Here is a 22,193-nt window from a genome sequence, read left to right as displayed (position 1 = left end):
GTCCTCATGGCTGTTCCGTGGCTGCCCCAGCACCGCTCCAGGCGATGCTGGCCAGCTCCGCCAGGTCCCGTTGCCAGCTGGCCAGGTCGTCCCGGTTCATGCGGTTCAGGTGGTCATGGCCGCAGCACCGCGCCATCACCTGCATCAACGCCACCGTGGCCCGGAAGAAACGATCCAGGCGCTGGGCGGCAGGCTCCACCTGAAGGTGGCGGCGCAGCTCTGGATCCTGGGTGGCTATCCCCGTCGGGCAGCGGTTGGTGTGGCAGATCCGGGAGCCGACGCAGCCGATGGCCTGGATTGCGGCATTGGCCAGGGCGATCCCGTCGGCCCCCAGGGCCAGCGCCTTGACGCAGTCTGCCGGGGTGCGCAGGCCGCCCGTCACGATCAGGGACACCTGTGCGCTGGCGCCGCGTCGGTCGAGATGGGCCCTGGCCCTGACAAGCGCGGGAATGGTGGGCATGGTGATGTGATCACGGAGCAGCTGGGGGGCCCCACCTGTGCCGCCGCCGCGGCCATCGAGGATCAGATAGTCGGCCCCGGCCTCGAGAGCGAAATCGAGATCCTGCTCGATGTGCTGGGCGCTCAGCTTGAAGCCCACCGGAATGCCGCCGCTGAGCTCCCGCACCCGATCGCCGAAGCGGCGGAAATCGGCCGGGGTGCGCAGATCTTCGAAGCTGGCGGGAGAACAGGCGGGCTGTCCTTCGGGGATGCCTCGGAGCCTGGCGATGCGGGCGGTGACCTTGGCACCGGGCAGATGACCGCCCGTGCCGGTCTTGGCCGCCTGACCAGCCTTGAAGTGAAAGGCCTGCACCCGGGAGAGAAGGTCTTCGCGATAGCCGAACATCGCCGGCGCGAGTTCGTAGAGGTAGCGGTGGTTGGCGGCCTGCTCCTCGCTCAGCATCCCCCCCTCGCCGGAGCAGATGCCCGTACCGGCCAGCTCCGCGCCTGTGGCCAGGGCCCGCTTGGCCTCCTCGGAGAGGGCCCCAAAGCTCATGTCCGACACCAGAAGAGGGATCTCCAGCCGCAGCGGGCGCCGGGCCCGGGGACCGATCACCAGCTCCGTGCCCACCGGGGCGGATTCGGCCAGGGGTCGCCGCGCCAGCTGGGCCGTGAGGATCTGGATGTCATCCCAGAGGGGCAGCTGGGAGCGGGGCACCCCCATGGACACCACTGGCCCCTGGGCCCCCATCCACTTGAGGCCGTGCTCGGCTAGCTCGTGGATCAGCCCAAGGTTGGGCTCCTCTTCCGTCCCCTCGGTCATTCCGACTTCAGCACTGTCTTCGTCCACGGCAAAGTCGGAGCCCACCTGGTCGGCGGGAACACGGGCATGGGTGCCGTCGCAGTAGGGAGGTGTGGCGGTCTGCTTGCAGCGACAGAGCAGAGCCTTGCCGCTTTCTTTGGCCACGAAGGCCAGGGGTGAGAAGCTGCTGCCCTTGTGGGATCCGTCGCAGAACGGCTGATCCGAGGAGCGGCCGCAGGCGCAGTAGTAGTACTCCTTTCCCTCCTCCAGGTTGACGGCGATGGGCGTACTGGCGGCAACCGTCGGTGCTGTCATCACTCGTTCTGCGGAGAATCCTGGGCCTGGGTGCCTTGGCCCATTCTGAGCGCCCTTGATGCGATCAGCTTGAGCTCACCACATCCACCCACTGACCTATTGCACCTGGCGTCAGGCCCGGCGGACGCAAGACGCCTGCTCCGGTTGGCAGGATTGAGTGAGTCTGGGTCTTCGGTCCATACAGTCTCTTCACCAGATCGATGGGTCCATCTTGCCAGGGCAGTCAGTTCGACTCCGCTTCCTTGTTCATCGACGGCAGCATTGGGGAATTGATCAAGTTGCTGCCCCTCGGTTTCAGAGACGACGGTTGGCGGAGAGAGGATGACCGCTCAAGGCATAGGCCGAGGCGAATCCCAGCAGGTCATCCAACTGCGATGGGTTGGCGATACCCGCCCCACCGGAGGCCTGAGTGCCGATCAGATCGGGCTGACCGCAAAGGCCATCAAGGACAGCGGCGAGAAAGTCGTTGCGAGACATTGCGAGACATTCCCCCATGGTCTTCGGCGTTGAGAGAAAGTTGCCCATGACGGCCACCGAAGCACCATTGGATCACTCCGGAGGAATCAGCAACAAAAACCGACGGACGATTCGCCAGTTGCCCATGGATCACTGTGGGATCAGTAGCACCAAAAAAGTGGATGGCTTCCTGGCTCGTGCAGTGGATCAGACTTGCCGCTTCGGCCAGCATTTTGAAGCGACGCAATGTACTGCTCCATGAGCAGAGCAGGGAGAGACGTGAACATGGGGCCCGTCATAGTCCAGTGAAAGCCATGGGTCTTGCAGTACAGCACGTAGGTGTCAGCCAGGACCTGGCTCAGACCCATGCAGCTGCCGCCATGCCGTCCCGTGGCCTGCGGCTCAGCTGGAATGCATGAATCGACAGGATCAGCCGAGGGGCACAAGAGTCATTGAATCTGCTGATCTGAACGGAGCGCTGCTCACATTGATACGATGAAACGGCTAAGGTGTAGTATTGAGGTCTCTCGATCAAATCGGAATGCGTTGCCTCCAGTTCTGATATCACTGGATTCGGCAGCGATATCCCTAAGCAGAAATGATCAGTGATTGAACCGTGACCGCATGCCGGCCAACATCGCTGTAGTCGCAGGCCATCTCTGTGATTGCGCTGCGGGGCCAGCCGTCACAGCTTCATTCTCCTTCCTTGACCATCAAAGCCAAGGCGGCCTTTGCAGTCCGCCCGTGCTGTAGCGATTGACATCTGTGAATGGCGATCCTGCCTGCTCGAAGGGCAGGCAGGGGAATGGATAGGTACTGGCTTCGATCAATCCAATCCACAAAGGAAACACCATGACAGACCCAAAGCAAGACGGCGTCCACCAATGTTCAGACGTTTCTCAATGAGCAGGAACGCCAGGTCTACATCGACAAAACGCATGCCCGCCTTGATGGATGGCTGATGTGGACAAACTCAAGGCCAGGATCAGTCAGTCGAATGCATCGGCCAAGGAAAAAGCCTTCCAGCAGATCGATCAATAACTTGAGACTCTGCAGGGGGCTCGCGATGTCGTACAGGCGAAATTCAGCGAGCTGCAGGAGGTAAGCACGGAACGATGGAGCGATCTGGTCGAGGAGTCAGAAGAGGCATTTGATCTGCTTTTCGATCAGATCCGGGCGTTCGTGGCTGGGATCGATGACAGGGCTGGCGAGGCCACACCAACACAGCAGCAGGAGCAGAGCCAGCCATGACCCTGAGCGGTGAGTCTGTGCGGGCTCACCGCCCCAAGCTCGCCGGCCTCGGCAAGAGGAGTCGTCCCTCGGGAGTGTCTGGCAGTGCTCGATGCTTACGGCTCACCGTGAGCAGGCTTGACGGCGTTCACCGGTGAGCTGATGGCCGACCTGCTCGAAACGGACCAGCTGTTTCGCGTCGACATGGATTATGTCGCCGGGGCTCACCCACTGGTAGTGCCGCACAGGACGTCTGGGCTCCAGATTCCTGAGCAGGCCCATCGAGGTGCTGGCGGATCAGTGGTCAGTCCAGGCCAAGTGGCGAGTCCATCAGCCCATGCCGAATAAATACGGCTTCTCAGTTGCTTTTTCCGCCAACTCTTAGGCTATTGATCCGCCTACAGGTGCCTCGTGGAGCACTGGAGATCTGATGCCCCCTCTTCTCTTCACCTCTGGCCTGCGGGGGCGCCTTACGTTCACCCTCAACCGCCTGCGGGAGAAGCTCTGGGCGCGGCCGCTGATGTTGTGTCTTGTTTCCCTTGTCGGGGTCGGACTGGCTCAGCTCGCTGATCAACTTTTTCCTTCTGCTCCTCTTCCCGATGTCTCGGCTGACACGCTTGAGACCCTGCTGCGGATCATCACGTCGAGCATGTTGGTAATCGCGGTCTTTGCTGCCGGTTCCATGCTCTCGGCCTATGCCTCGGCCGCCACCGTCGCTACGCCTCGTGCCTTTTCCCTTGTAGTGGCTGACGACATTTCCCAGTTCGCTCTATCCACATTCATCGGAGCGTTCATCTTTGGGATCGTGGCACTGACTGCTCTGATCAACGGAGTCTACGGCCGTAGCGGTCGGTTGGCACTGTTTGTTCTCACAGTGACGGTCTTTGCTGTGGTGGTCCTCAGCTTCGTCACGTGGGTCGATCGCATCGCCAGGCTTGGGCGGGTTACCAACACAATCAGCCAGGTGGAGAAGGCGGCCAGCCGAGCCCTGCTGGAGCGTGGCTGGCATCCCACGCTTCGTGCCAAGCCGGCTGTCGTCCCCTTCGCCACTCATGCAGCCTTCAGCGTGCCAATCAGGCCTCTGGAGGTAGGTTATCTCCAGAGGATCGATCTGGCTGAACTTCAGCAGACAGCTGAGTCTCTCGATCTGGAGATAGTGATCGAGACCCTGCCCGGCGCGTTCGTCACCCCCCAAGGGGTTCTGGGCCAGACGAACAGCAAAATTCTGCTGGAGAGTGGCACCACTGAACGCCTGGCAAGGTCGTTTCGAATAGGCGATCGACGCACCTTCGATGACGACCCGAGGTTTGGCTTGGTGGCGCTTTCTGAAATTGCCAGCAGGGCCCTCTCCCCGGCCGTGAATGACCCTGGCACTGCCATCCACATCATCGGTTCGTTCGTTCGTCTGCTCACTGAGTGGGCTGAGGTCTGCCGCCTGCGCAGGGAAGGACCTGACGAATCTGTGCGTTTTGAACGACTCTGGATGCACGAACTCTCGATGGAGGATCTCTTCGACGATGCCTTCCAAGCCATCGGTCGCGATGGGGCCCCCTGCTTAGAGGTTGGACTGCGGTTGCAAAAGGGGTTGTCCCTGATCAGCCTGCTGCCTGAGCCTGGCATCCGTGAAGTAGCAAGGGCCCAGGCCAGGCTCGCCCTTCATCATGCTGAGCGAGCCCTGAGGTTGGCTCAGGACGTGGAGCGGTTACGGCAGGCTGCAGGCTGGATTCTCGTGCCGGCGAGACCCGCTGATGATCTTTCTACTGGCAGCTGAACTCACACCTGATTCCCTTATCTATCTCTTTTAAGTTAGCACCTCCATACCATGCCGGTTGGCTAGGGTGCTCGAGAAGGCTAGTGGTGAGGCTCTAAATCTACATTGGTTTAGAGCCATCTCAGTGGCTGGGTACCGCTTCAGGGGTTAGTGATCTGCCCAGTCCAGACGAGCCAGGCCGCCTCAGCTTGGGCGTTTTGAGCAACTCTGAGGGTTGACCTGTGCCCGGGAGCCTCTGGATGGTGCCGATGGTGAAGGAATTGGGATCATGCTCTGCGTCGCCTTACTCAGTGCCGACGAGGTTTCCGCCCAAAAGGTGAAACGCGTGGATACTTCTGGCCCAGACGCCAAAGCTCATTGCTATGGGTACCCGGCTCCACCGCGCGCAGCCGACAGACAAGATTGAAAAGATCCTGAGGCGCCAATTCACCATTCCTCTGCCAGCTCAGAGCAACGGGCGGAACAGAGTGGTGCGGGAAGGACATGGGAGACAACGAAAATCATAAGTTTTTAATGTATGTGTATGGACGATCCTCAGGTGTGAATCTGGTCTGGGTCGACGAAGGCCACGGCGGCCGTGAGCAGTTGTGCGGCGGTGGGAGGGGACTGGGGCGGCTGGCGCCAGACTTGCGGCTGCCAGTCCACATCGAGCCACCGAGACGCCACTGGGCAGCGCACGTTCCAGGATCCTGCGGAGGGCCTGCGTGTCTTGGCCATCGATCACGGCCTTGCTGGAGACCAGCAACCAGAAGGCCCCCCTGATCTCAGGCAGGAAGGCCTCGGTGACGGCAACCGGGCTGTCAATGGTGGGGCCGTCACGCAGCTCCTGGGAGAGATCGAACAATGGGGTGTGTCGATCCGCTTGGGGCGTGCAGGGGGCAGGGCAACCCAGCGCCGCAGATCAGCTCTGCTTGCTCACGAACTCGTGGAAACGCGCGGCAAGCTCCTGGAAGAAAGTGTCGCTCTGTTGAAGGAGGGAATCCCAACTGTCCTGGGTGGCCTGCTGGAGGCTCTCCAGCTGGGCACGGGCCTGATCACGGGCTTGGCGCAGCTCGGCTAACCGCTTCTCTGTTTCACCGCGAACGCTTTCGGCAGCGGTCTGCAGGCTCTGCTGCATCTGCTCGATCTGGGCGGTCCAGGCCTCGATCTGGGCCTGCTTCTTGTTGATGATCGCTTGGCGGAGCTGTTCATTGGCTTGTTGCTGATCCACTTCGTTGCTGGTGGTCGGCATCGGGGTGTTGGTGGTGGTCATGGATGTTTCTCCTGAAGTTGAACAACGGATGCTTCTCTGTGCATGGCTTCTCGGGGATTCCTGGAAAGCAATGCCAGGTCATCACTGGAAGGCCTCACAGCACATTGGTTGTACGCTCCTGGAATCCAGAATATCGAGCGCTTGCATTGGCAATGCCACAGCCGTTGACAAGCGCAGATTGTCGATATGGTTCGGAAGCGAACGGTTCATCCGTTATTCAAATTTTAACACAGAATAAGTAGTTGTCAACACCCCTGGTGGAGATCAGCGGTTTCCCGAGATGGCGAATTCTGCTCAGGCCCCTTGTCCAGAAAGGCATCTGGGCGGGACAGCCGCTCGAATCTGGTGCTTTGCGCTTTGAGGTCGCTTCTGTGGCAAGGTGAGCTTCGGCTTACGGCAACAAGCTGATTGGTGGCCAGCAGGACCGAATGCCCATGGCCACCCCTCTCAGGAGATTTGGCAGCAGGCCTGTCAGGCGTTGGATCGACTGAAGCCAAAGGAAATGCTGATCAAGCCGCTCAATTCGGAGGATGCCTGAATCATTCTTGCCAATGAGACGAATATGAGCCATCTATCCGCTGAGGCGCCGAATGCCTCCTGATCGGCCGCACTCATCTCGGGTCCGTAGAGAGGGGCCACAGCGGCTTCAAGGCATCCGGGCAGCGGCTCGGTGAATCTGGCTACCTTCTCTTGGTCGCGTTCGATCATTGCGTGATCAGTATCCGGCCTGACTTTCCAGCGGCCCATATGCACTACTTTTATCCTTTAATTCTATCATGCTTCTTGTTGTTCACCGCACCTTTATTCAAATGCATGCCCGACAAGGGGAGCGAAATGGGAGATGCCGCGCGGATCGATGAGATTGGAGTTCCCTCGATTTGCTGAGCACCGATCAGGGAATCACAGGGGTGAGTGCAGGTGCGGCGATGAGCCTCTGCTCGTCGCCGATCGGGCTGCGGTAACCGATCGTTGAATGGCGGCGCTCGCGGTTGTCGTAACACCCGACCCAGATGGCCAGATCACGCTGCAACTGCAGGAGTGTAATCAGGGCTTCTTGATTGTCATCAAGGTCGAGTTTCAATAGCAGGTTGATGAAGATGCTCTCCACCACTGTGTTGTCCCAGTAGCAACCGTTGGTAGACATGCCGTAGACGATCTCGCGTTGCCTCAGCTCCGTGGTAGTCGGTAGCCCCGGCTGGCTCCCCTGCTGACCCTGGAGCAAGGGCTGAACACCTTGCGGCTCCTGGCTTTGATCTCAGCCCGTTGCATGAGCAGGGCGACGCGATGGCAGCCGATGCGGTGCCCAGGGAATTGATCGATCACGGGAATCCTCTCGGCGGCAGCTGCTCTTTGGCAACGTGCGTTCCGTGCTGGCGAGCAGGCACTGGCCTCGACGAACGGCTATGCCCCAGCCGCTGGGGGCCACGATGTTGCAGGAAACATTGCGCCAAAAACTAAAAAATCCAGGACAAGCCTGGAATTTCAGGATGGAGCCAAGCGGACTCGAACCGCTGACCCCCTGCATGCCATGCAGGTGCTCTACCAGCTGAGCTATGGCCCCATGGGTGGCCTGGCGAACCGAACGCTGGTCGATCGGCTGGGCCCTTGGACCCTCGCGTTGGCACCAGAAGAGCTTACAACGCAGCGGTTCACCCCCACGGCCGAGGGTGGGCCCAGGAGTTGCGCTCAGACCTGGCGCCAGACGGCCACCATCCGCCCCTGGACGGTGACCTGGTCGGCCTCCAGTTCGATCGGTGCATAGGCCGGGTTGGCCGCTTCCAGTCGCACCTTCCCTCCCTGGCGGCTGAAGTGCTTCAAGGTGGTGCCACTGCCGGCCACATGGGCCGCCACGATCGTGCCCGGCCGGAGCCGGGATGGGTCGTTCACGGGCTCCATCAGCACGATGTCGCCATCGTCGATGTGGGCCTCCACCATGCTGTCGCCGTTGACGGTGAGGGCGAACAGGCCGCGGGTGTCCAGCAGCGAAGCCAGATCAAGGCGCTCCTGCACATCGTCGAAGCTTTCGATCAGGCCGCCGGCCGCCACCGAGCCGAGCAGGGGAATCCCCCCTGCCTGGGCAGGGCCCAGCAGTTGAAGGGTGCGGGCCTGGCCTTCCTGCCAGGTGATCCAGCCCTTCTGCTGCAGGTGCCGCAGCCGGCTCTGAATCGGTGCCGGGGAGCGAAGCCCCATCGCCTCCATCATCTGACGGATCGAGGGGCTGTGGCGGTGCTGCTGGATGTAATCCACCAGCCAGTCGTAGAGCTCCTGCTGGGCGCTGGTGAGGTCCTGCCCGCTGGGAGCGGCTGGCCTGGAGGAGACGATCACCGGCAGTACGGATGAACCATGTCACCAGTGTTCCCCCAGGCGTGGCCGTTGTCCACCCCCCGGGGGACCCCGATCAGGAGCAGGGCGTGTTGGGATCAGCCAGCAGGGCCGCCAGCAGCGCCTGCTGCACATGCAGGCGGTTCTCGGCCTGATCGAACACCCGGCTGGCGCTTCCCTCGATCACGCCGGCGCTGATTTCCTCGCCGCGGTGGGCCGGCAGGCAATGCAGCACGATGGCGCGCGGGTCGGCTTCCGCCAGCAGGGCCTCATCCACGCAGAAGCCCGCAAAGGCCTGAAGACGCTGTTGCTGCTCCTGCTCCTGGCCCATCGAGGCCCAGACATCGGTGTAGAGCACCTGGGCATCCCGCACCGCCGGCACCGGCTCGTGCAGCACAGAGATCGTGGCGGCGCGGCCCGCCAGCTTCCGGGCCTGGTCGAGCACGGCCGGATCGGGGCAGAAGCCCTCGGGGCAGGCCACCCGCACATGCATCCCCAGCAGGGCGCCGCTGAGCATCAGGGAGTGGGCCATGTTGTTGCCGTCACCCACGTAGGTGAGGGTGAGCCCCTTCAGGTCACCGAAGTTCTCGCGGATGGTGAGCAGATCGGCCAGGGCCTGGCAGGGGTGCTCGAGATCGGTGAGGGCGTTGATCACCGGGACCGAGGCCCAGTGGGCGTAGTCGGCCAGTTCGCGTTGCTCGAACGTGCGGATCGCCAGAGCGTCCACGTAGCGGCTGAGCACCCGGGCGGTGTCGGCCACCGGCTCGCCTCGCCCCACCTGGGTGACGGAGGGGTTGAGGTCCAGCACCTGGCCCCCCAGGCGGCCCATGGCCACGGAGAAGCTGACCCGGGTTCGGGTGGAAGCCTTGGTGAAGATCAGGCCGAGCGCCTTGCCGCTGAGATCAAGACGGAGAGAACCACGCTTGAACTCAGCGGCAAGCACCAGCAGTGCCAGGGTCTCTTCAGCTCCCAGGTCCGCAGAAGACAGCAGATCCCCGCCTCGCAAAGGGGCGAGAGCGGGAAAGCGCTGGCTGAACGGCGGCCCCATGACCCCATGTCCAAAGAACTCTTATCGGGGAGCGGGTGCCCCCGCGTCAAGGGGTGGATCAGGCGGGGGTGAGCACCGCTTCGCTGGGAAGGGTGCTGGAGGCGAGCAGCTCCTTGAGCTCATCGCCCTCGATCACCTCCTTGTCGAGGATCTTTCCGGCGATGTTCTCCAGCAGATCGCGGTTGCCGTGCAGGATCGACAACGCCCGCTCATGGGCCCGGTCCACCAGACCGCGCACCTCGTGATCGATCGCCTGGGCCGTGGCATCGCTGACCTCCCGGCGGGGATTGCTCGGACCACCGAGGAAGCGGCTGCCGCCCTGCTTGTCGTAGGCGAGGGGGCCGAGGGTGTCGCTCATGCCGTACGTGCCCACCATCTGTTCGGCGATGTCGGTGGCTCGCTGGAGGTCGTTCGCGGCGCCGGTGGTGACCTCACCGAAGACGATCTCCTCGGCGGAGCGGCCCCCCAGCAGGGTGGCGATCTGGCCTTCGAGATCTTCCTTGGAGTTGAGGAAGCGCTCCTCAGTGGGGAGTTGCAGGGTGTAACCGAGGGCGGCCATGCCACGGGGCACGATCGAGATCTTGGCCACCTTGCTGCCGCCGGGCATCAGGTGGCCCACGATTGCGTGGCCCACCTCGTGGTAGGCCACGACCTTCTTCTCATCAGGCTGCAGGACGCGGCTCTTCTTCTCGAGACCTGCCACCACCCGCTCGATCGCTTCGTTGAGATCGCCCTGCTCCACGGTGGTGCGGTAGGCGCGGGCTGCCAGCAGGGCAGCCTCGTTGACCAGGTTGGCCAGGTCGGCGCCGGCGAAGCCGCTGGTGGCCTGGGCGATCTTGTCGAGGTCGACCCCCTCGGCCAGCTTCACCTTGTTGGCGTAGATGTCGAGGATCTTCTTGCGCCCCGAAAGGTCGGGACGGTCCACCAGCACCTGGCGGTCGAAGCGGCCCGGGCGCAACAGGGCGGCATCGAGGGTTTCGGGCTGGTTGGTGGCCGCCAGCACGATCACCGGCTTGTCCTGGGCGCTGAACCCATCCATCTCGGTGAGCAGCTGATTGAGGGTCTGCTCCCGCTCGTCGTTGCCGCCCACCACGCCCATCGAACCCGAGCGGCTCTTGCCGATGGCATCGAGTTCATCAATGAAGATGATGCAGGGAGCTTTCTTCTTGGCCTCCTCGAACAGGTCGCGCACCCGGGCGGCGCCGGCCCCCACGAACAGCTCCACAAACTCCGAACCGGAGATGATGAAGAAGGGCACGCTGGCCTCTCCGGCCACAGCCTTCGAGAGCAGCGTCTTGCCGGTGCCGGGAGGGCCCACCAGCAGCACGCCCTTGGGAATACGGGCACCGATGGCGGCGTAACGCTCGGGATTCTTGAGGAAGTCGACGATTTCGTTGAGCTCCGTTTTCGCTTCATCCACGCCAGCCACATCGGCGAAGGTGACGCGGGACTCCTCATCCGGCACGTAGACCTTGGCCTTGGATTTTGTGAAGCTCAGGGCACCCTGGGCGCCACCGCCCATCTGACGGCGTGCGAAGAACTGCAGCACCAGGATGAAGATCAACGGGGGAACCACCCAGCTCAGCAAAGTGGTGAAGAAATTGGGACGTTTCGGCGGAGCGGCGGCGAATTCCACCCCCTTCTGCTCCAGGCGCTGGGGAAGATCCATGTCGAAGATCGGTGTGGTGGCGAGCACCGAAGGGGCACCCTCTTCGGCGTCGGTGATCTCGTAGCGGATCTGGTCCTGGGTGATGTACGCCCGCTTCACATGGCCATCATTGACCTGATCGATGAACAGGGAATACGGCACCCGGGGCACCTGGGCGGCCTGGTTCGGCAGGAAGTTGCTGAACAGCAACAGCACTCCGAAGCCGATCAGCACCAGGTTGATGATTCCGAAGCGCCGGTTCGGGCGGTTGTCGTCCTGGCGGATGGCCATGGGGGCGGGCGCAGCAATGGAGCCAAACTAGGCGCAGGGGCTGGGGCATCGCCCCCTCTGGCGGGAGTGAGAACCGAACGTCACGGCAGACCTAGGCTGCACGTCAGCGTTCCCTGGGCGCCATGTGTGGTCGGTTCTGCCTCACCACCGCCCTTGATCAGCTGCTGCCAAGGCTGGGGGGGCGGCTGCCTGCGGAGCTGGAGCGTCATTACGCGCCCAGGACCCTGATACAGCCCGGTGAGCCGGTGCTGGCCCTGCGTCAGGAGCATGGCCTGATCGCCAGTGCCCTGATGCTCTGGGGTCTGCTGCCGGAGTGGGCCAGGGATCCGCTCAACGCGCCCCGGCCCTTCAACGCCCGCAGCGAAACCGTGGCCGAGAAGGCCTCCTTCCGCGGGGCCTGGCGCCACCGCCGCTGTCTGCCCCCCGCCGATGGCTTTCTGGAGAAGGGCTGGCTGATCCGCCGGCTCGACCGGCGACCCTTCTGGCTGGCGGGACTCTGGGACCGTTGGATCGGACCCGATGGCAGCGAACTGGAGAGCTGCTGCGTGCTCACCACCAGCCCCAACGCCCTGGTTCAGCCCCTGCACCAGCGCATGCCGGTGCTGCTTCCCGATGGCCTTGAGCAGGCCTGGCTGGCGCCGACCGATGGGGCCGGTCTGCGGGCTCTCCAACCCCTGCTCAGTGGCTGGGATCCCAGTGGCTGGGAGGCGGTCCCGCCGCCACGCTCCAGGGAGCAGCTCTCCTTCTTCGGCTGAAGGGCTGGCTCAGCGCCTCGCTTTCGTCACAATGCAGGATCGCATCCCGGCTTGATCACCTCTCTTCGCCAGCTCCGCTGATTCCCTTGCGCTTTCCTTTCCGCGCCAGCCATTCCAGCGAGTCACGCCTGCGGCGCCGTCATCGCTTCTACCGGCACCTGCTGCTGGTGACCGTGTTCGTGATGGTCTGCCTGGCTCTGCCCAGAAACCTGCACAGTCTGTCCGGGCTGGGCTACAGCCTGGCCACTCTGCTGCTGACGGTCGAACTGGAGGGCTCGATCCGCCACGGCGGCAAGGTCAATCCCCTGGATGCTCCTTTTCGACTGCTCGGCCTTGCGGCTCTGCTGGCCCAGTGGTTCTGGCTCTTGACCCCGATGTCGCACCGGGAAAGCGGCTGGCCCTTGCTCGTGCTCACCACCCTGTTCGCAGGCTGGAGCGTGCTGCGTCTGGTGGGATTTCTGGCCGAGGAACAGCAGGTGAACGGACGGGTGCTGATGGGGGCTATCTCGGGCTACCTGCTGCTGGGCCTCACAGCCGGTCTGCTGTTCACGGGTCTTGAGACGATCCAGAACGGCAGTTTCATCAGCCTGCACGATGACGCATCGGCCTTGTCGAAAACCGGCCCGATCAGCCAGGCCAGCCCCCTGGTGCAGCTGATGGATTTTTCCCGTCTCAACTACTTCGCCTTCGTCTGCCTGAGCACGGTGGGCTTCGGGGACTTTGTTCCGACCACTCCACTCTCCCGGATGAGTGCCGTGGCTTTCAGCGTGATCGGCCCGATCTACATCGCCGTGGTGATGGGATTGCTGATCGGGCGCTATGCCGCAGGCAACGCCGTCGGCGACGACTCCGACGGCCCCCCAGGGGCCTGAATTCGCCGATGGGCCCCAGGTTGGGCTAGTACGGAGGTCATCTGGATCCCTTCCCGTGAGCCTTGAGCACCTGGATGCCTTCCTGCTCCACGCCCGCTGCTCAGCTCCCCTGCAGGAGCGCCTGCAGCAGCCGCTCGACCTGGAGGCCTTCCTGCAGCTGGCGCGCCAGGAGGGGTTCCCCCTCGAGGAGCGTGATGTGCTCGCCGCCCAGCAGCGGGAGGAGGCCCAGCTGAGCGACGTGGAGCTGCAGCAGCGTGCCGGCCTCGAAGCCCGCCGCCTGCGCACGTTCATTCCCGGCTGACGGCCCTGCCCTCAGCGCAGTCGCTCCTGGCCGTAGGGAGCTCGACTCGGCTGCGGCTGCTCGCTCAGCCAGGCCAGAAGGGCGCCGAGGCCCAGCAGCAAGGCCATGGGCAGCAGCCAGTGCCGTCGCTGGCCCCGGCCACCCTGCAGCAGGTTGAGGCGGCGCGATCCACCGGTTCCCTGGCTGGCGCCCGGCCCAAGCGGCAGGCTGCAGCGGCCACAGACCATGCGACCGGCCAGGCTGCGGTCGCGCCGAACTTCCCAGCTTCCGCAGCGGGGGCAGGACATCAGCGCCTCATCTCCGGGCCGCCTGCGCCGGTTCCCGGTAAACGGCCAGGGCCGCGAGCACCCCACCGGCGAAGCCGCTCAGGTGGCCCACCCAGCTCACCCCGGCCGGGGTGAAGAAGGGCAGCAGGCCCGGCAGGAAACCGCCATAGCTCACCAGGCTGAACAGTGAGAGCAGCAGGGGCAGGGGCCGCCTCTCCAGGAACCCGATCACCACCAGGTAGCCCACCAGGGCGAAGACCACTCCTGAGAGCCCATGGCTTCCATTGCTGGAGAACAGCCACACCGGGATCGCCATCAGGTACACCCCCACCCAGACGGCCAGGTAATCGTGCCAGCTCTTGAGCAGCACCAGCCAGGACAGCGGCAGGAACCAGAGGCTGTTCCCCAGCAGGTGGCCCAGATCCCCATGGCTGAACGGTGCGGTGAGGACCCCCAGGAACGACCCCCCCGGGAGCATGGGAAGGTTCCAGCGCCCCCCAAAGACGATCTGATCGATCAGTTCCTGGCCCCAGGCCACCGAGAGGATCAGCAGGGGAATCACGGCGGTGCCGCCGAGGCGGGCCAGGAGGCGATCCAGACCTCGACGCTGCCGAACGGGGGAGGGGTTGGCCATGCTGACCATTGTCGTGGCCGGGGCCAGCGAATGGGGAGCACAGAGCCGTGGAAAGGCCTGGAGCGTGAGCGGGCCTGTGACTATCCACGTCCACCGGCGCTGGTGGCCAGTGAGGCCCTGGTTGAGGTGCGGGCCCTGGGTGAACGGCTGGCGGAATCCCGCCGCTCGCTGCGGGTGCTCGAGACCTTCCATCCCCCCACCCATTACCTGCCACCGGAGGATGTGCGCCTGGAGCTGCTGCAGCCGGCCGCCGGGCGCAGCTTCTGCGAGTGGAAGGGCCTGGCCCACTACTACGACGTGGTGGTGGGTGAGCGCCGCATTGAGCGGGCGGTGTGGTCATACCCGCAGCCAACTCCTGCCTTTGCGGCCCTCGCCGGCTGGTTTGCGGTCTACCCGGCGCTGATGGATGGCTGCTGGCTGGATGGGGAAGCGGTGATTCCCCAGCCGGGAGGCTTCTACGGGGGCTGGATCACATCCTGTGTGCAGGGCCCGTTCAAGGGGGATCCGGCCCATCCTGAGCTGATCTAAGGCTGGCCGATCAGGCTGCCGAGGCGGGGGGCACGCGGCAGCCGATCTGGATCCGGCCGGCGTCGAGCAGGCGGCCCAGTTTGAGGGCTGCCGCTTCCTCCTGGCGGTTGAAGGCACTCTGCTGAGCCGCCACCCAGTTGATCTCCTCTTCGGTGATCACACCGGTGGAGAGGCTCTCGAGGAACAGTTCACCCATGCCCATGACGGGTCCTGTGCGGGGGATCGGCTGAACTTATCGCTGGTGTCGGCTTCGGCCCAGGGATGCCACAGCTTTTTTAAGGGCCCCTCAGGCCATGGCGGTGGGGATGGCCTGCAGGCTTTCCCCTTCGCGGTTCCAGAGCACGTACTGGAAGCAATGGGGGATGTCGGCGATGGTCAGGCGCCTGGCCACGCTCAGCAGGGCGGCATTGCGCTCCTGGCAGGCCCGCAGGTGGTAGTTGGGGATCCGCTCGCAGAGGTGGTGGATGTTGTGGCAGCCGATGTCGGCGGTGAACCAGTTCAGGATCCCCGGCAGCACCAGCAGGCTGGTGCCGGCGATCGCCCCTTCGAGGGGGTCCCAGCCCTCGCTGCGGTGGGCGTAGGAGCCTTCGAAGTTGTGCTGCACGAAGAAGATGCAGATGAACAGGGCCGCCGAGGCGGCCATCACCAGCGCGTAGAGGCTCCAGAACAGCCCGGCGCCGATCCAGTGGCAGAGCAGCACCCAGCTGGCGATCACGCAGATGTTGTTGAGCAGGAGATCGATGAATTCAGCCCCGCTGTACCAATGGCGTGATTGAAACGACATCACCAGCTGGGGCACTGGGGTGCGCCGGTCGGCGCGAAGGCTTGAGGCGGCATGGCCCAGGAACTGGGCAGATCCCAGCAGCAGGGCCAGCCTGGGTTTGATCACCAGGTAGAAGAAGCCGCCCGGGAAGAGCATCAGCGGGTGGCGCAGCAGCCGGTACACCCCCTGGGCCCGCGGGCTGAGCTGCTCGTAGTGCTCCAGGCTGATCAGGGCGGAGGGACCGCGGTAGAGATCCCAGTTGCCGTTGTGTTTGTGATGAAAGGCATGCCCCTGCGACCAGGGGTACTGGGGGATGGCATTGATCACCCCCAGCAGAAAGCCCACGGCGCGGTTCACGCGTTTCGAGCTAAATAGAGATGAGTGCCCGCAGTCGTGCATCAGGGAGAAGCAACGGCCGGAGAGCAGCACCAGCAGCACCAGCAGGGGAGGGGTGAGCCAGAGCGAGTGACGGGCTGCGACCACCGTGATCACCCAGACCAGCAGGTAGGACCCCACCGTGCTCAGGATCTGCCAGGTCGCCAGGCGGTCATCGCTGCGCATGTAGGGCTTGATCACGAAGTCCGCGTAGCGGATGCCGGGGACGGCTGCGCTGGAGTTCGGCTCAGGCGCAGGGCCTTCGAGCAGGGCAGTGGCGTTCAGAGACTCTGTTTCCTTGGACCCAGACCCTAGGCAGTGGCTTTGACTCCACGCTGCTTCAGTCTTAAGCGAATCCGCTCTTTTGCAGCCGGATCCCCCCCCGTCGCCCCCCCAGCTCCATGAACGACCCCACCGGCCCGGCCTGGCAGCGGCTCAACCACTCCGCGCTGCTGCGCTTCCTGCTGCTGCTGGCCTGCGGCTGGGCGGTGGTGCAGCTGATCGACTATTTCCGGGCGGTGCTCACCCTGTTCATGGCGGCGGCGGTGCTGGCGGTGCTGCTCGACTATCCGGTGCGGCGGCTGGTGCGTCTGGGGTGCAGCAGGGGCCTGGCGATCCTGCTCACCCTCCTGGGCGGTCTGGCTGTGGCCAGCGTGTTTGTGGCGGTGCTCGGGTTCCAGTTGATCAACCAGGGCAGCAGCCTGCTCAATGACCTTGTGCTGGGGTTGCAACGCCCCGATCTCCCCTTTCACAACTACCTGAAGACGATCGAGATCCCGCAGGTGCTGGAGCTGCTGCGCTCCAGCCTCGGCACCGGCCTGGGGGTGATCGGTGGTGCCTTCACCAACGTCTTCGGCGGGGTGTTTCTGCTGGTGATCGTGGCGTACATGCTGATCGACAACGGCACCACCTGGTCCCAGGTCCTGCGCCTGCTGCCGGAAGATGTGCGTGAACGCTTCGATCGCAGCGTCCAGAAGAACGTCCTGGGGTTTCTGCGCGGCCAGATCACCCTGATGATCTTCCTGAGCGTGGCCAGCTTGCTGGTGTTCGCCCTGCTGGGGGTGAAGTTCTCCCTGGTGCTGGCGATCGTGGTGGGGGTGCTTGATGCCATCCCCGGCATCGGCGCCACCCTCGGGGTGATCCTGGCCAGCTCCGTGGTGTTCCTGACCCAGGGTCAGTGGCTGGCCCTGCAGGTGGTGATCGCCTCGGTGGTGCTGCAGCAGATCCAGGACAACCTGGTGCATCCCCGGGTGATGGGCCGTGCCCTCGAGATCCGGCCGGTGGTGCTGTTCTTCGCCCTGTTCATCGGCGAGCGGCTGGCGGGTCTGCTGGGGGTGTTCCTGGCGATTCCGATCACCGGCATGATCCTGGGCTGGGGCAAGGAGGTGGGGCTCACCCAGCTGCCAGCCGAGCCGCCAGCCGAGCTGCCAGCCGAGCCGCCAGCCACGCCCTAGCCCATCCAGCTGCCAGCATCGGCATCCCAGAGCCTGCCTCCAGCCCGTGTCCAGCGATGTCCGCCGAACCACCCTGCTGGGGCGCAATTCCGGCCACTGGGAGGGCAGCTTCATCCGCCTTGATGGCCAGGGCCACGAGAGCGAACGCTTCGGCACCCACCTGCACGTGCACGAGGCCGATGGCCAGATCGAAGCGGCCCTCACCTACCTGCACACCGGCAAGGTGGCCACGATGCGCTTCGCCGAACCGCCGGCCCAGATGGCGATCAGCCCCGCGGGGCACTGGAGCCTCGGCCCCGACAGGACCGGCCCCTGGCCTTCGGTGATGGAGCTGTGTCTGGTGGACGGCGAGCGACGGCGGCGGGTGGTCGTGCGCCACGGCGCCGAGCGGCTCGAGAGCGTGGTGGTGGTGGTGGAGGCCCGCCCGGGGGTGGTGGATCCGGCCCCTGCGGCGCCCCTGCGGGCTGCCATCCTGCCGGCTGCCGATGGCTCGGGCAGCGGCTGCTGGCAGCTCACCGATGACCTCACCCTCAGCACGGCCCTGGAGCGGCGCTTCGGCGATCCCCTGGTGGTGAGGCTCTGCTGGCGGCCCGAGCCGGGCCGGGAGCTGGTGCTGGAGCGTGCCTACGGCGCCAACGGCCTGCCCCGACAGGAGCCGGAGCCGGTGTGAGTCGGCGCCAGATTCCGGAGCTCAGGGTTGCTCGTGGCAGATGCGCCCATCACGCCAGCACCACACCCAGGGGGGGACGGTCAGCAGCTGGCGCAGGTCGTCGCGCTCGCGCAGGCTCACCGGCTCGAATTCGCTGGCCACGTCGAATGGCTGGTGGCGCTCCGGCTGGTTGAGCACCAGGCTGCCCTCCACCCCTGACACCGAGCGGTGGTAGGTGCCGATCGGCAGCTCCAGGGCCCCCATCGCCCGCTCCAGGTGCACCACATGGTGGGGCTGATCCCAGCGCGGGTTGAGCACGGTGAAGGTGCGGCTGCCCAGCACCACCAGGTTGTGATCGACCTGGTGGTGGTGCACGTAGAACTGCTGGAATTCCCCGTCGTCGGGAGGTGAGAAAGCGGGGCCATGGTGCAGCACCACATCACTGGCGGTGCTGCCGGCCACGCTGGTGTCGTAGAAGGTGACCGCCGGTGTTTCCCGGAAGATGTGAATCGGAGTGAAGGTGAGTGTCATCGCCTCAGCTCACCCGCACACCCTTCCAGAAGGCCACACGACCCTTGATCTCACTGGCGGCCTGCTTGGGCTCGGGGTAGAACCAGGCGGCATTGGCGTTGACCTGATCCCCCACCACCACGTCGTAGTAGTGGGCTTCGCCCTTCCAGCCACACACGCTCCGGTGTGAGGAAGGCCGGAGGTGCTCCCCCACCAGCGCTTCGGGGGGGAAGTAGGCGTTGCCTTCCAGCTTGACAATGTCGTCACTGGTGGCGATCACGGCGTCGTTCCAACGGGCTTCCATGGCAGTGGGCAGAGGTGGAGTCCCATTCTGACCTGCATGGGGTGAGTCGTTGGGGCCCGTTTGTTCAGCGATGGGTCATGGGGTGAATTCGATCAGCATCCGCATCGTTTCAACCTTCAGCCCGTCGTCCTTCATCGCTCGCTGGCCCTCTGCGGATTGGAGCAATTCATGGAACTTGGCCATATCGGGGATCTCGGCCATGATTCCTGTGGCCTTCGGGTTGTTGGGGTTGCGGAAGGTTCGGCACTTGATCCCGATCTTTTCGAACATCTCATGCCGACTGCCCGGTCCGCTCTTCCAGGCCTTGGCCCATTGGGTGCCATCTTCAACGTCGTGAAAGATCAGTGCTGTAGGCATGGTTGAAGGTCCTGGATTGCTTCTGGTACTTGGTGAGCTGAAAGGAGAATGACACAGGCGTTTCGAATCCGGGGGATTTCAGCTGGCTTTGAGATCCTCCTTGGATCAGCGTGAGTGTTATCCCCTTTCACAGGCTGAACGGCTGCTGGAGTGGCCCCCGGCTCCCTCACCCCCGCAGCCCCTCGGCCCCCGCAATCAGACGTTCCGCCGTGGCCGCATAGATGCGCCCGGCTTCCTCGGGACTGCGGCCGATGCAGGTCATGCCCAGCTTGCCGAATTCCGAGAGGCAGCCCAGCAGGTGGAACACGCTGCCGTGCAGTTCGGCCGGATCGAAGTGCAGGCCGGCGGCGGCCACGAGGTCGATCAGATCCACCGGCAGCAGGCCCCGCAACCTCGGGTCGCAGAGGTTGTCGGTGGCGGCGTAATAGAGGGGCTGGCCGGTGGGGGAGCGGAACAGACCGCTGGCCGCATCGATGCGCCCGTTGGTGGCGTAACGCAGGGCCATGTAGGGATGGGTGGTGCCGCCCTTGCGCAGGTTCACCTCGATCGCCTGCAGATCCCAGCGGTCCCCGAAGCGGCGCGCCACGAAATCCACCGCATAGCGCTCCAGAGCACCCTCTGCCGCCAGCGCCTGACCCACCGCCAGCCCATGGCGCATCAGCTCGGCGCGGTAGGTCTGCTCAGCGGGAAAGCGGCAGCCCAGGTAGGTCTGGCCACTGACCCCGCCCAGCACCTGCTCGTGGGTGGAGAGCACTTCCACCGCCCCGCCCGGGTGGATCATCCCCTGCACGCTCGGTGATGCCAGCTCCTCGCCCCCCTGCAGCCAGGCCTCCACCAGCGCCCCCTGCTCCTGCAGCAACTGGCGCCACTGGGGCGGAGGCATCGCCAGGGTCTCGAGCGCTTCCCGCAGACTCGCTCGGCGCTCGCGGCCGCTGAGCTGCTCCAGCTGCAGGGGTTCCAGCTCCAGGGGGGCGTTGCCTTCGCCGCTGAAGCCCTGATCCAGCTTCACCACCACCCGGCTCAGCTCGGGGTGGGCTTCCCACAGCTCGGCTGTGGCATCGGCCAGGGCCTCGAGGTCATGCACCAGGGGGCTGCCGGGCGGATGGGGCACATCGCAGCGGCGGAACAGTTCACGGCTGCCGGCTTTGCCGCCCCAGTGCATCAGGGCGGGATCGGTGCCCAGCAGCGGCACCTGCAACCGCTCCGACAGCCGCTTCTCCTGCTCGGTCACGTTGAAGCAGGTCATGAAGCTGCGCCCGGGCCGCAGCCGCTCGCGGATGCGCCCCAGCAGCGCCGGCCGCTCGAGCAGTTTTTCCGTGAGTGAGCGGGCGGAGGCGTCGTCGGTGTCGAACAGATGCAGGCGCCGGCGGGCGTGGGAGGCCGGCACTCCCGGTAGCAGCTCCAGCACCGCATCCACCACCAGCTCCGGCAGCAGCTTGCTGGTGAGGTACACCGCCCGCACCCCTGGATCACGCAGGCGGATCAGCGAGAAGAGCTGCCGTTCCTCGTAGTGGTGGGCACCGGTCACCAGGGCGATCTGGTGATGATCGAGGCTGAGCGAGGGCACCACCAGCAGATCCCAGCCCTCGCTGTTGCCCTCGCGTCCATGGGTCTGGTCGCTGCCGGGGTGGAACTCGCCCCACTCCGGCCGCAACTGGCGCTGGAGTTCCGCGAAACTCAGGCTCATGGCTGGATCAGCTCCTGCTGCCGCTCCCTGGAGGCCCGGAGATCGCCACGGGACCCGTGGCAGAGCAGGCGCAGCTGGAGAGGGTTGAGCATGGCCGGAATCTAGGGACGGTCGTCCAGCTCCCAGATCAGATCGGCGCCCGAGCGGCTGAGCCCCCGCTCCCCCCAGGGGGCGACCATCGCCATCGAACTCAGCTCCAGATCTCCCAGCGGCGTGCGCGCGGCATCACCCCCCAGCAGCTTCGGGGCGATCACGGCGGCCACCCGCTGCACGCAGCCCTGGCGCAGGGAGGCGGCGGCCAGGGTCGGTCCGCATTCCCACAGCACCTGGTTGCAGCCTCTGAGGGCCAGGGCCTCCATCAGCTCCAGCGGTTCACAGCGCGCCAGCTCCAGGCGCTCCACACCCAGCCGGTCCAGCAGGCGGCGCCCGTGCTCCGGCGCTTCCGGCCCATGGGCCACCAGGGTGCAGGCCGTGGCCTGATTCCACAAGCGGGCCCGCTCCGGCAGCTTCAGCTCCCGGCTGATCACCACCCGCAGCGGCTCGATCGCCCGCTGGCCACGGCTGGTGAGCAGGGGATCATCGGCGCGCAGGGTGCCGCCCCCCACGATCACCGCATCGCAGCCGGCCCGCTGCCGGTGCACCCACTCCCGGGAGCCTGAACCGCTGATCCACTGACTGGCTCCATTGGGCAGGGCCGTGCGTCCGTCCACGCTCATCGCCCACTTCAGGATCCCCAGCGGTCGTCCCGTGCGCTGCCGGTGGCAGAAGGCGGCGTTCAGGCTCAGGGCCTCGCTCTGGCGCACCCCCACCAGCACCTCCAGCCCAGCCCGGCGCAAGGCCTCGAGGCCCTGCCCCGCCACCCGTTGATCAGGGTCCTCCATCGCCACGATCACCCGCCGGATCCCGGCGGCGATCACGGCTTCGCTGCAGGGGGGCGTGCGGCCGTGGTGGCAGCAGGGCTCCAGGGTCACCACCAACGTGCCCCCCCGGGCCCGGTCTGCCGCCTGGGCCAGGGCCCCCACTTCCGCGTGGGGCTGTCCGGCGGCGGCGTGGAAGCCCTCCCCCACCAGCACTCCGGAGGCATCGAGCACCAGGGCGCCCACCAGCGGGTTGGGGCTGGTGCGCCCCTGGCCCAGGGCGGCCAGGGCCAGGGCCCGCTCCATCC

27 protein-coding genes and 1 tRNA gene are annotated in these 22,193 nt (G+C 65.0%); 8 read left to right on the top strand and 20 right to left on the bottom strand.

Annotated features, from left to right (window positions below):
• Window positions 1–4: 4 nt before the first annotated feature.
• Together FPZ61_RS03485 and FPZ61_RS03480 are read right to left on the bottom strand one after the other, a co-directional pair.
• The gene (locus FPZ61_RS03485) at window positions 5–1,555 is read right to left on the bottom strand and encodes a glutamate synthase-related protein (protein WP_185464980.1); all 1,551 of its coding nucleotides are present in this window, start codon (window positions 1,553–1,555) and stop codon (window positions 5–7) included.
• Window positions 1,556–1,849: 294 nt separating this feature from the next.
• Window positions 1,850–2,080: a hypothetical protein gene (locus tag FPZ61_RS03480; protein ID WP_185464979.1), complete on the bottom strand. Its 231-nt coding sequence runs from the start codon at window positions 2,078–2,080 to the stop codon at window positions 1,850–1,852.
• Between FPZ61_RS03480 and FPZ61_RS03475 the strand changes: the two genes are divergently transcribed.
• A complete protein-coding gene (locus FPZ61_RS03475; protein ID WP_185464978.1) occupies window positions 2,079–2,273 on the top strand; it encodes a hypothetical protein in 195 nt (64 codons plus the stop codon). The genes FPZ61_RS03480 and FPZ61_RS03475 overlap by 2 nt on opposite strands.
• A gap of 1,091 nt (window positions 2,274–3,364) precedes the next feature.
• Here the strand turns inward: FPZ61_RS03475 and FPZ61_RS03470 are convergent.
• The gene (locus FPZ61_RS03470) at window positions 3,365–3,523 is read right to left on the bottom strand and encodes a hypothetical protein (protein WP_185464977.1); all 159 of its coding nucleotides are present in this window, start codon (window positions 3,521–3,523) and stop codon (window positions 3,365–3,367) included.
• 148 nt (window positions 3,524–3,671) lie between these two features.
• Between FPZ61_RS03470 and FPZ61_RS03465 the strand changes: the two genes are divergently transcribed.
• Entirely contained in the window at window positions 3,672–5,012 is a 1,341-nt protein-coding gene (locus FPZ61_RS03465; RefSeq protein ID WP_185464976.1) for a DUF2254 domain-containing protein, read from the top strand.
• A 534-nt stretch (window positions 5,013–5,546) separates the two neighbouring features.
• Here the strand turns inward: FPZ61_RS03465 and FPZ61_RS03460 are convergent.
• The 8 genes from FPZ61_RS03460 to ftsH all read right to left on the bottom strand — a co-directional run bounded on the left by FPZ61_RS03460 (window position 5,547) and on the right by ftsH (window position 11,573).
• The gene (locus FPZ61_RS03460; protein WP_185464975.1) at window positions 5,547–5,729 is read right to left on the bottom strand and encodes a hypothetical protein; all 183 of its coding nucleotides are present in this window, start codon (window positions 5,727–5,729) and stop codon (window positions 5,547–5,549) included.
• A 184-nt stretch (window positions 5,730–5,913) separates the two neighbouring features.
• Window positions 5,914–6,264, bottom strand: a complete 351-nt coding sequence (locus FPZ61_RS03455) for a hypothetical protein (protein ID WP_185464974.1) — start codon at window positions 6,262–6,264, stop codon at window positions 5,914–5,916.
• 471 nt (window positions 6,265–6,735) lie between these two features.
• Window positions 6,736–6,972 carry a hypothetical protein gene (locus tag FPZ61_RS03450; RefSeq protein ID WP_185464973.1) on the bottom strand — a complete coding sequence of 79 codons (237 nt, stop codon included), beginning with the start codon at window positions 6,970–6,972 and terminating at the stop codon, window positions 6,736–6,738.
• A gap of 184 nt (window positions 6,973–7,156) precedes the next feature.
• A complete protein-coding gene (locus FPZ61_RS03445; protein WP_185464972.1) occupies window positions 7,157–7,486 on the bottom strand; it encodes a hypothetical protein in 330 nt (109 codons plus the stop codon).
• Between the two features lie 266 nt (window positions 7,487–7,752).
• Window positions 7,753–7,825: transfer RNA gene (locus FPZ61_RS03440), tRNA-Ala, on the bottom strand.
• Window positions 7,826–7,950: 125 nt separating this feature from the next.
• Window positions 7,951–8,589, bottom strand: coding sequence for a transcriptional repressor LexA (gene lexA, locus FPZ61_RS03435; protein WP_185464971.1), 639 nt, complete (start codon window positions 8,587–8,589; stop codon window positions 7,951–7,953).
• Window positions 8,590–8,662: 73 nt separating this feature from the next.
• Window positions 8,663–9,634: an ornithine carbamoyltransferase gene (argF, locus tag FPZ61_RS03430; RefSeq protein ID WP_185464970.1), complete on the bottom strand. Its 972-nt coding sequence runs from the start codon at window positions 9,632–9,634 to the stop codon at window positions 8,663–8,665.
• A 58-nt stretch (window positions 9,635–9,692) separates the two neighbouring features.
• Window positions 9,693–11,573: an ATP-dependent zinc metalloprotease FtsH gene (ftsH, locus tag FPZ61_RS03425; RefSeq protein ID WP_185464969.1), complete on the bottom strand. Its 1,881-nt coding sequence runs from the start codon at window positions 11,571–11,573 to the stop codon at window positions 9,693–9,695.
• A 122-nt stretch (window positions 11,574–11,695) separates the two neighbouring features.
• Between ftsH and FPZ61_RS03420 the strand changes: the two genes are divergently transcribed.
• The 3 genes from FPZ61_RS03420 to FPZ61_RS03410 all read left to right on the top strand — a co-directional run bounded on the left by FPZ61_RS03420 (window position 11,696) and on the right by FPZ61_RS03410 (window position 13,501).
• Window positions 11,696–12,328 (top strand): SOS response-associated peptidase, encoded by a 633-nt coding sequence (locus FPZ61_RS03420; RefSeq protein ID WP_185474744.1) that lies wholly within the window; start codon window positions 11,696–11,698, stop codon window positions 12,326–12,328.
• Window positions 12,329–12,414: 86 nt separating this feature from the next.
• Window positions 12,415–13,200, top strand: a complete 786-nt coding sequence (locus tag FPZ61_RS03415) for a potassium channel family protein (RefSeq protein ID WP_255441333.1) — start codon at window positions 12,415–12,417, stop codon at window positions 13,198–13,200.
• 55 nt (window positions 13,201–13,255) lie between these two features.
• Window positions 13,256–13,501: a Nif11-like leader peptide family RiPP precursor gene (locus FPZ61_RS03410; protein ID WP_185464967.1), complete on the top strand. Its 246-nt coding sequence runs from the start codon at window positions 13,256–13,258 to the stop codon at window positions 13,499–13,501.
• Between the two features lie 11 nt (window positions 13,502–13,512).
• Here FPZ61_RS03410 and FPZ61_RS03405 read toward each other — a convergent pair whose 3' ends face one another.
• Together FPZ61_RS03405 and FPZ61_RS03400 are read right to left on the bottom strand one after the other, a co-directional pair.
• On the bottom strand, window positions 13,513–13,788 hold the full coding sequence (locus FPZ61_RS03405) for a transcriptional regulator (protein WP_185464966.1): 276 nt from the start codon (window positions 13,786–13,788) through the stop codon (window positions 13,513–13,515).
• A 7-nt stretch (window positions 13,789–13,795) separates the two neighbouring features.
• On the bottom strand, window positions 13,796–14,401 hold the full coding sequence (locus FPZ61_RS03400) for a rhomboid family intramembrane serine protease (protein ID WP_255441332.1): 606 nt from the start codon (window positions 14,399–14,401) through the stop codon (window positions 13,796–13,798).
• Between the two features lie 30 nt (window positions 14,402–14,431).
• Between FPZ61_RS03400 and FPZ61_RS03395 the strand changes: the two genes are divergently transcribed.
• A complete protein-coding gene (locus tag FPZ61_RS03395) occupies window positions 14,432–14,929 on the top strand; it encodes a DUF427 domain-containing protein (protein ID WP_185464965.1) in 498 nt (165 codons plus the stop codon).
• A 10-nt stretch (window positions 14,930–14,939) separates the two neighbouring features.
• On the opposite strand, the gene FPZ61_RS03390 is transcribed toward FPZ61_RS03395, so the two are convergent.
• Together FPZ61_RS03390 and FPZ61_RS03385 are read right to left on the bottom strand one after the other, a co-directional pair.
• Entirely contained in the window at window positions 14,940–15,125 is a 186-nt protein-coding gene (locus FPZ61_RS03390) for a hypothetical protein (RefSeq protein ID WP_255441331.1), read from the bottom strand.
• 90 nt (window positions 15,126–15,215) lie between these two features.
• Entirely contained in the window at window positions 15,216–16,253 is a 1,038-nt protein-coding gene (locus FPZ61_RS03385; protein ID WP_185464963.1) for a fatty acid desaturase, read from the bottom strand.
• Between the two features lie 215 nt (window positions 16,254–16,468).
• Between FPZ61_RS03385 and FPZ61_RS03380 the strand changes: the two genes are divergently transcribed.
• A complete protein-coding gene (locus tag FPZ61_RS03380; RefSeq protein ID WP_185464962.1) occupies window positions 16,469–17,521 on the top strand; it encodes an AI-2E family transporter in 1,053 nt (350 codons plus the stop codon).
• A gap of 46 nt (window positions 17,522–17,567) precedes the next feature.
• Window positions 17,568–18,191, top strand: coding sequence for a DUF3598 family protein (locus tag FPZ61_RS03375; RefSeq protein WP_185464961.1), 624 nt, complete (start codon window positions 17,568–17,570; stop codon window positions 18,189–18,191).
• A 21-nt stretch (window positions 18,192–18,212) separates the two neighbouring features.
• On the opposite strand, the gene FPZ61_RS03370 is transcribed toward FPZ61_RS03375, so the two are convergent.
• From FPZ61_RS03370 to ribD, 5 genes are all read right to left on the bottom strand, one after another.
• Window positions 18,213–18,701, bottom strand: a complete 489-nt coding sequence (locus FPZ61_RS03370; RefSeq protein ID WP_185464960.1) for a hemagglutinin — start codon at window positions 18,699–18,701, stop codon at window positions 18,213–18,215.
• 4 nt (window positions 18,702–18,705) lie between these two features.
• Window positions 18,706–18,984, bottom strand: a complete 279-nt coding sequence (locus FPZ61_RS03365) for a DUF427 domain-containing protein (protein WP_185464959.1) — start codon at window positions 18,982–18,984, stop codon at window positions 18,706–18,708.
• Window positions 18,985–19,059: 75 nt separating this feature from the next.
• Entirely contained in the window at window positions 19,060–19,341 is a 282-nt protein-coding gene (locus FPZ61_RS03360; RefSeq protein WP_185464958.1) for a hypothetical protein, read from the bottom strand.
• A gap of 166 nt (window positions 19,342–19,507) precedes the next feature.
• The gene (locus FPZ61_RS03355) at window positions 19,508–21,028 is read right to left on the bottom strand and encodes a peptide ligase PGM1-related protein (protein ID WP_185464957.1); all 1,521 of its coding nucleotides are present in this window, start codon (window positions 21,026–21,028) and stop codon (window positions 19,508–19,510) included.
• A gap of 101 nt (window positions 21,029–21,129) precedes the next feature.
• A complete protein-coding gene (gene ribD, locus FPZ61_RS03350) occupies window positions 21,130–22,191 on the bottom strand; it encodes a bifunctional diaminohydroxyphosphoribosylaminopyrimidine deaminase/5-amino-6-(5-phosphoribosylamino)uracil reductase RibD (RefSeq protein WP_185465149.1) in 1,062 nt (353 codons plus the stop codon).
• Between the last annotated feature and the right edge of the window lie 2 nt (window positions 22,192–22,193).

Origin of the sequence: Synechococcus sp. BSA11S (genome assembly GCF_014224355.1) — a bacterium.
Classification (GTDB): domain Bacteria; phylum Cyanobacteriota; class Cyanobacteriia; order PCC-6307; family Cyanobiaceae; genus Regnicoccus_A.
The sequence above is the reverse complement of the archived record's forward strand: the minus strand, read 5'-3'. Positions and strand labels throughout refer to the sequence as shown.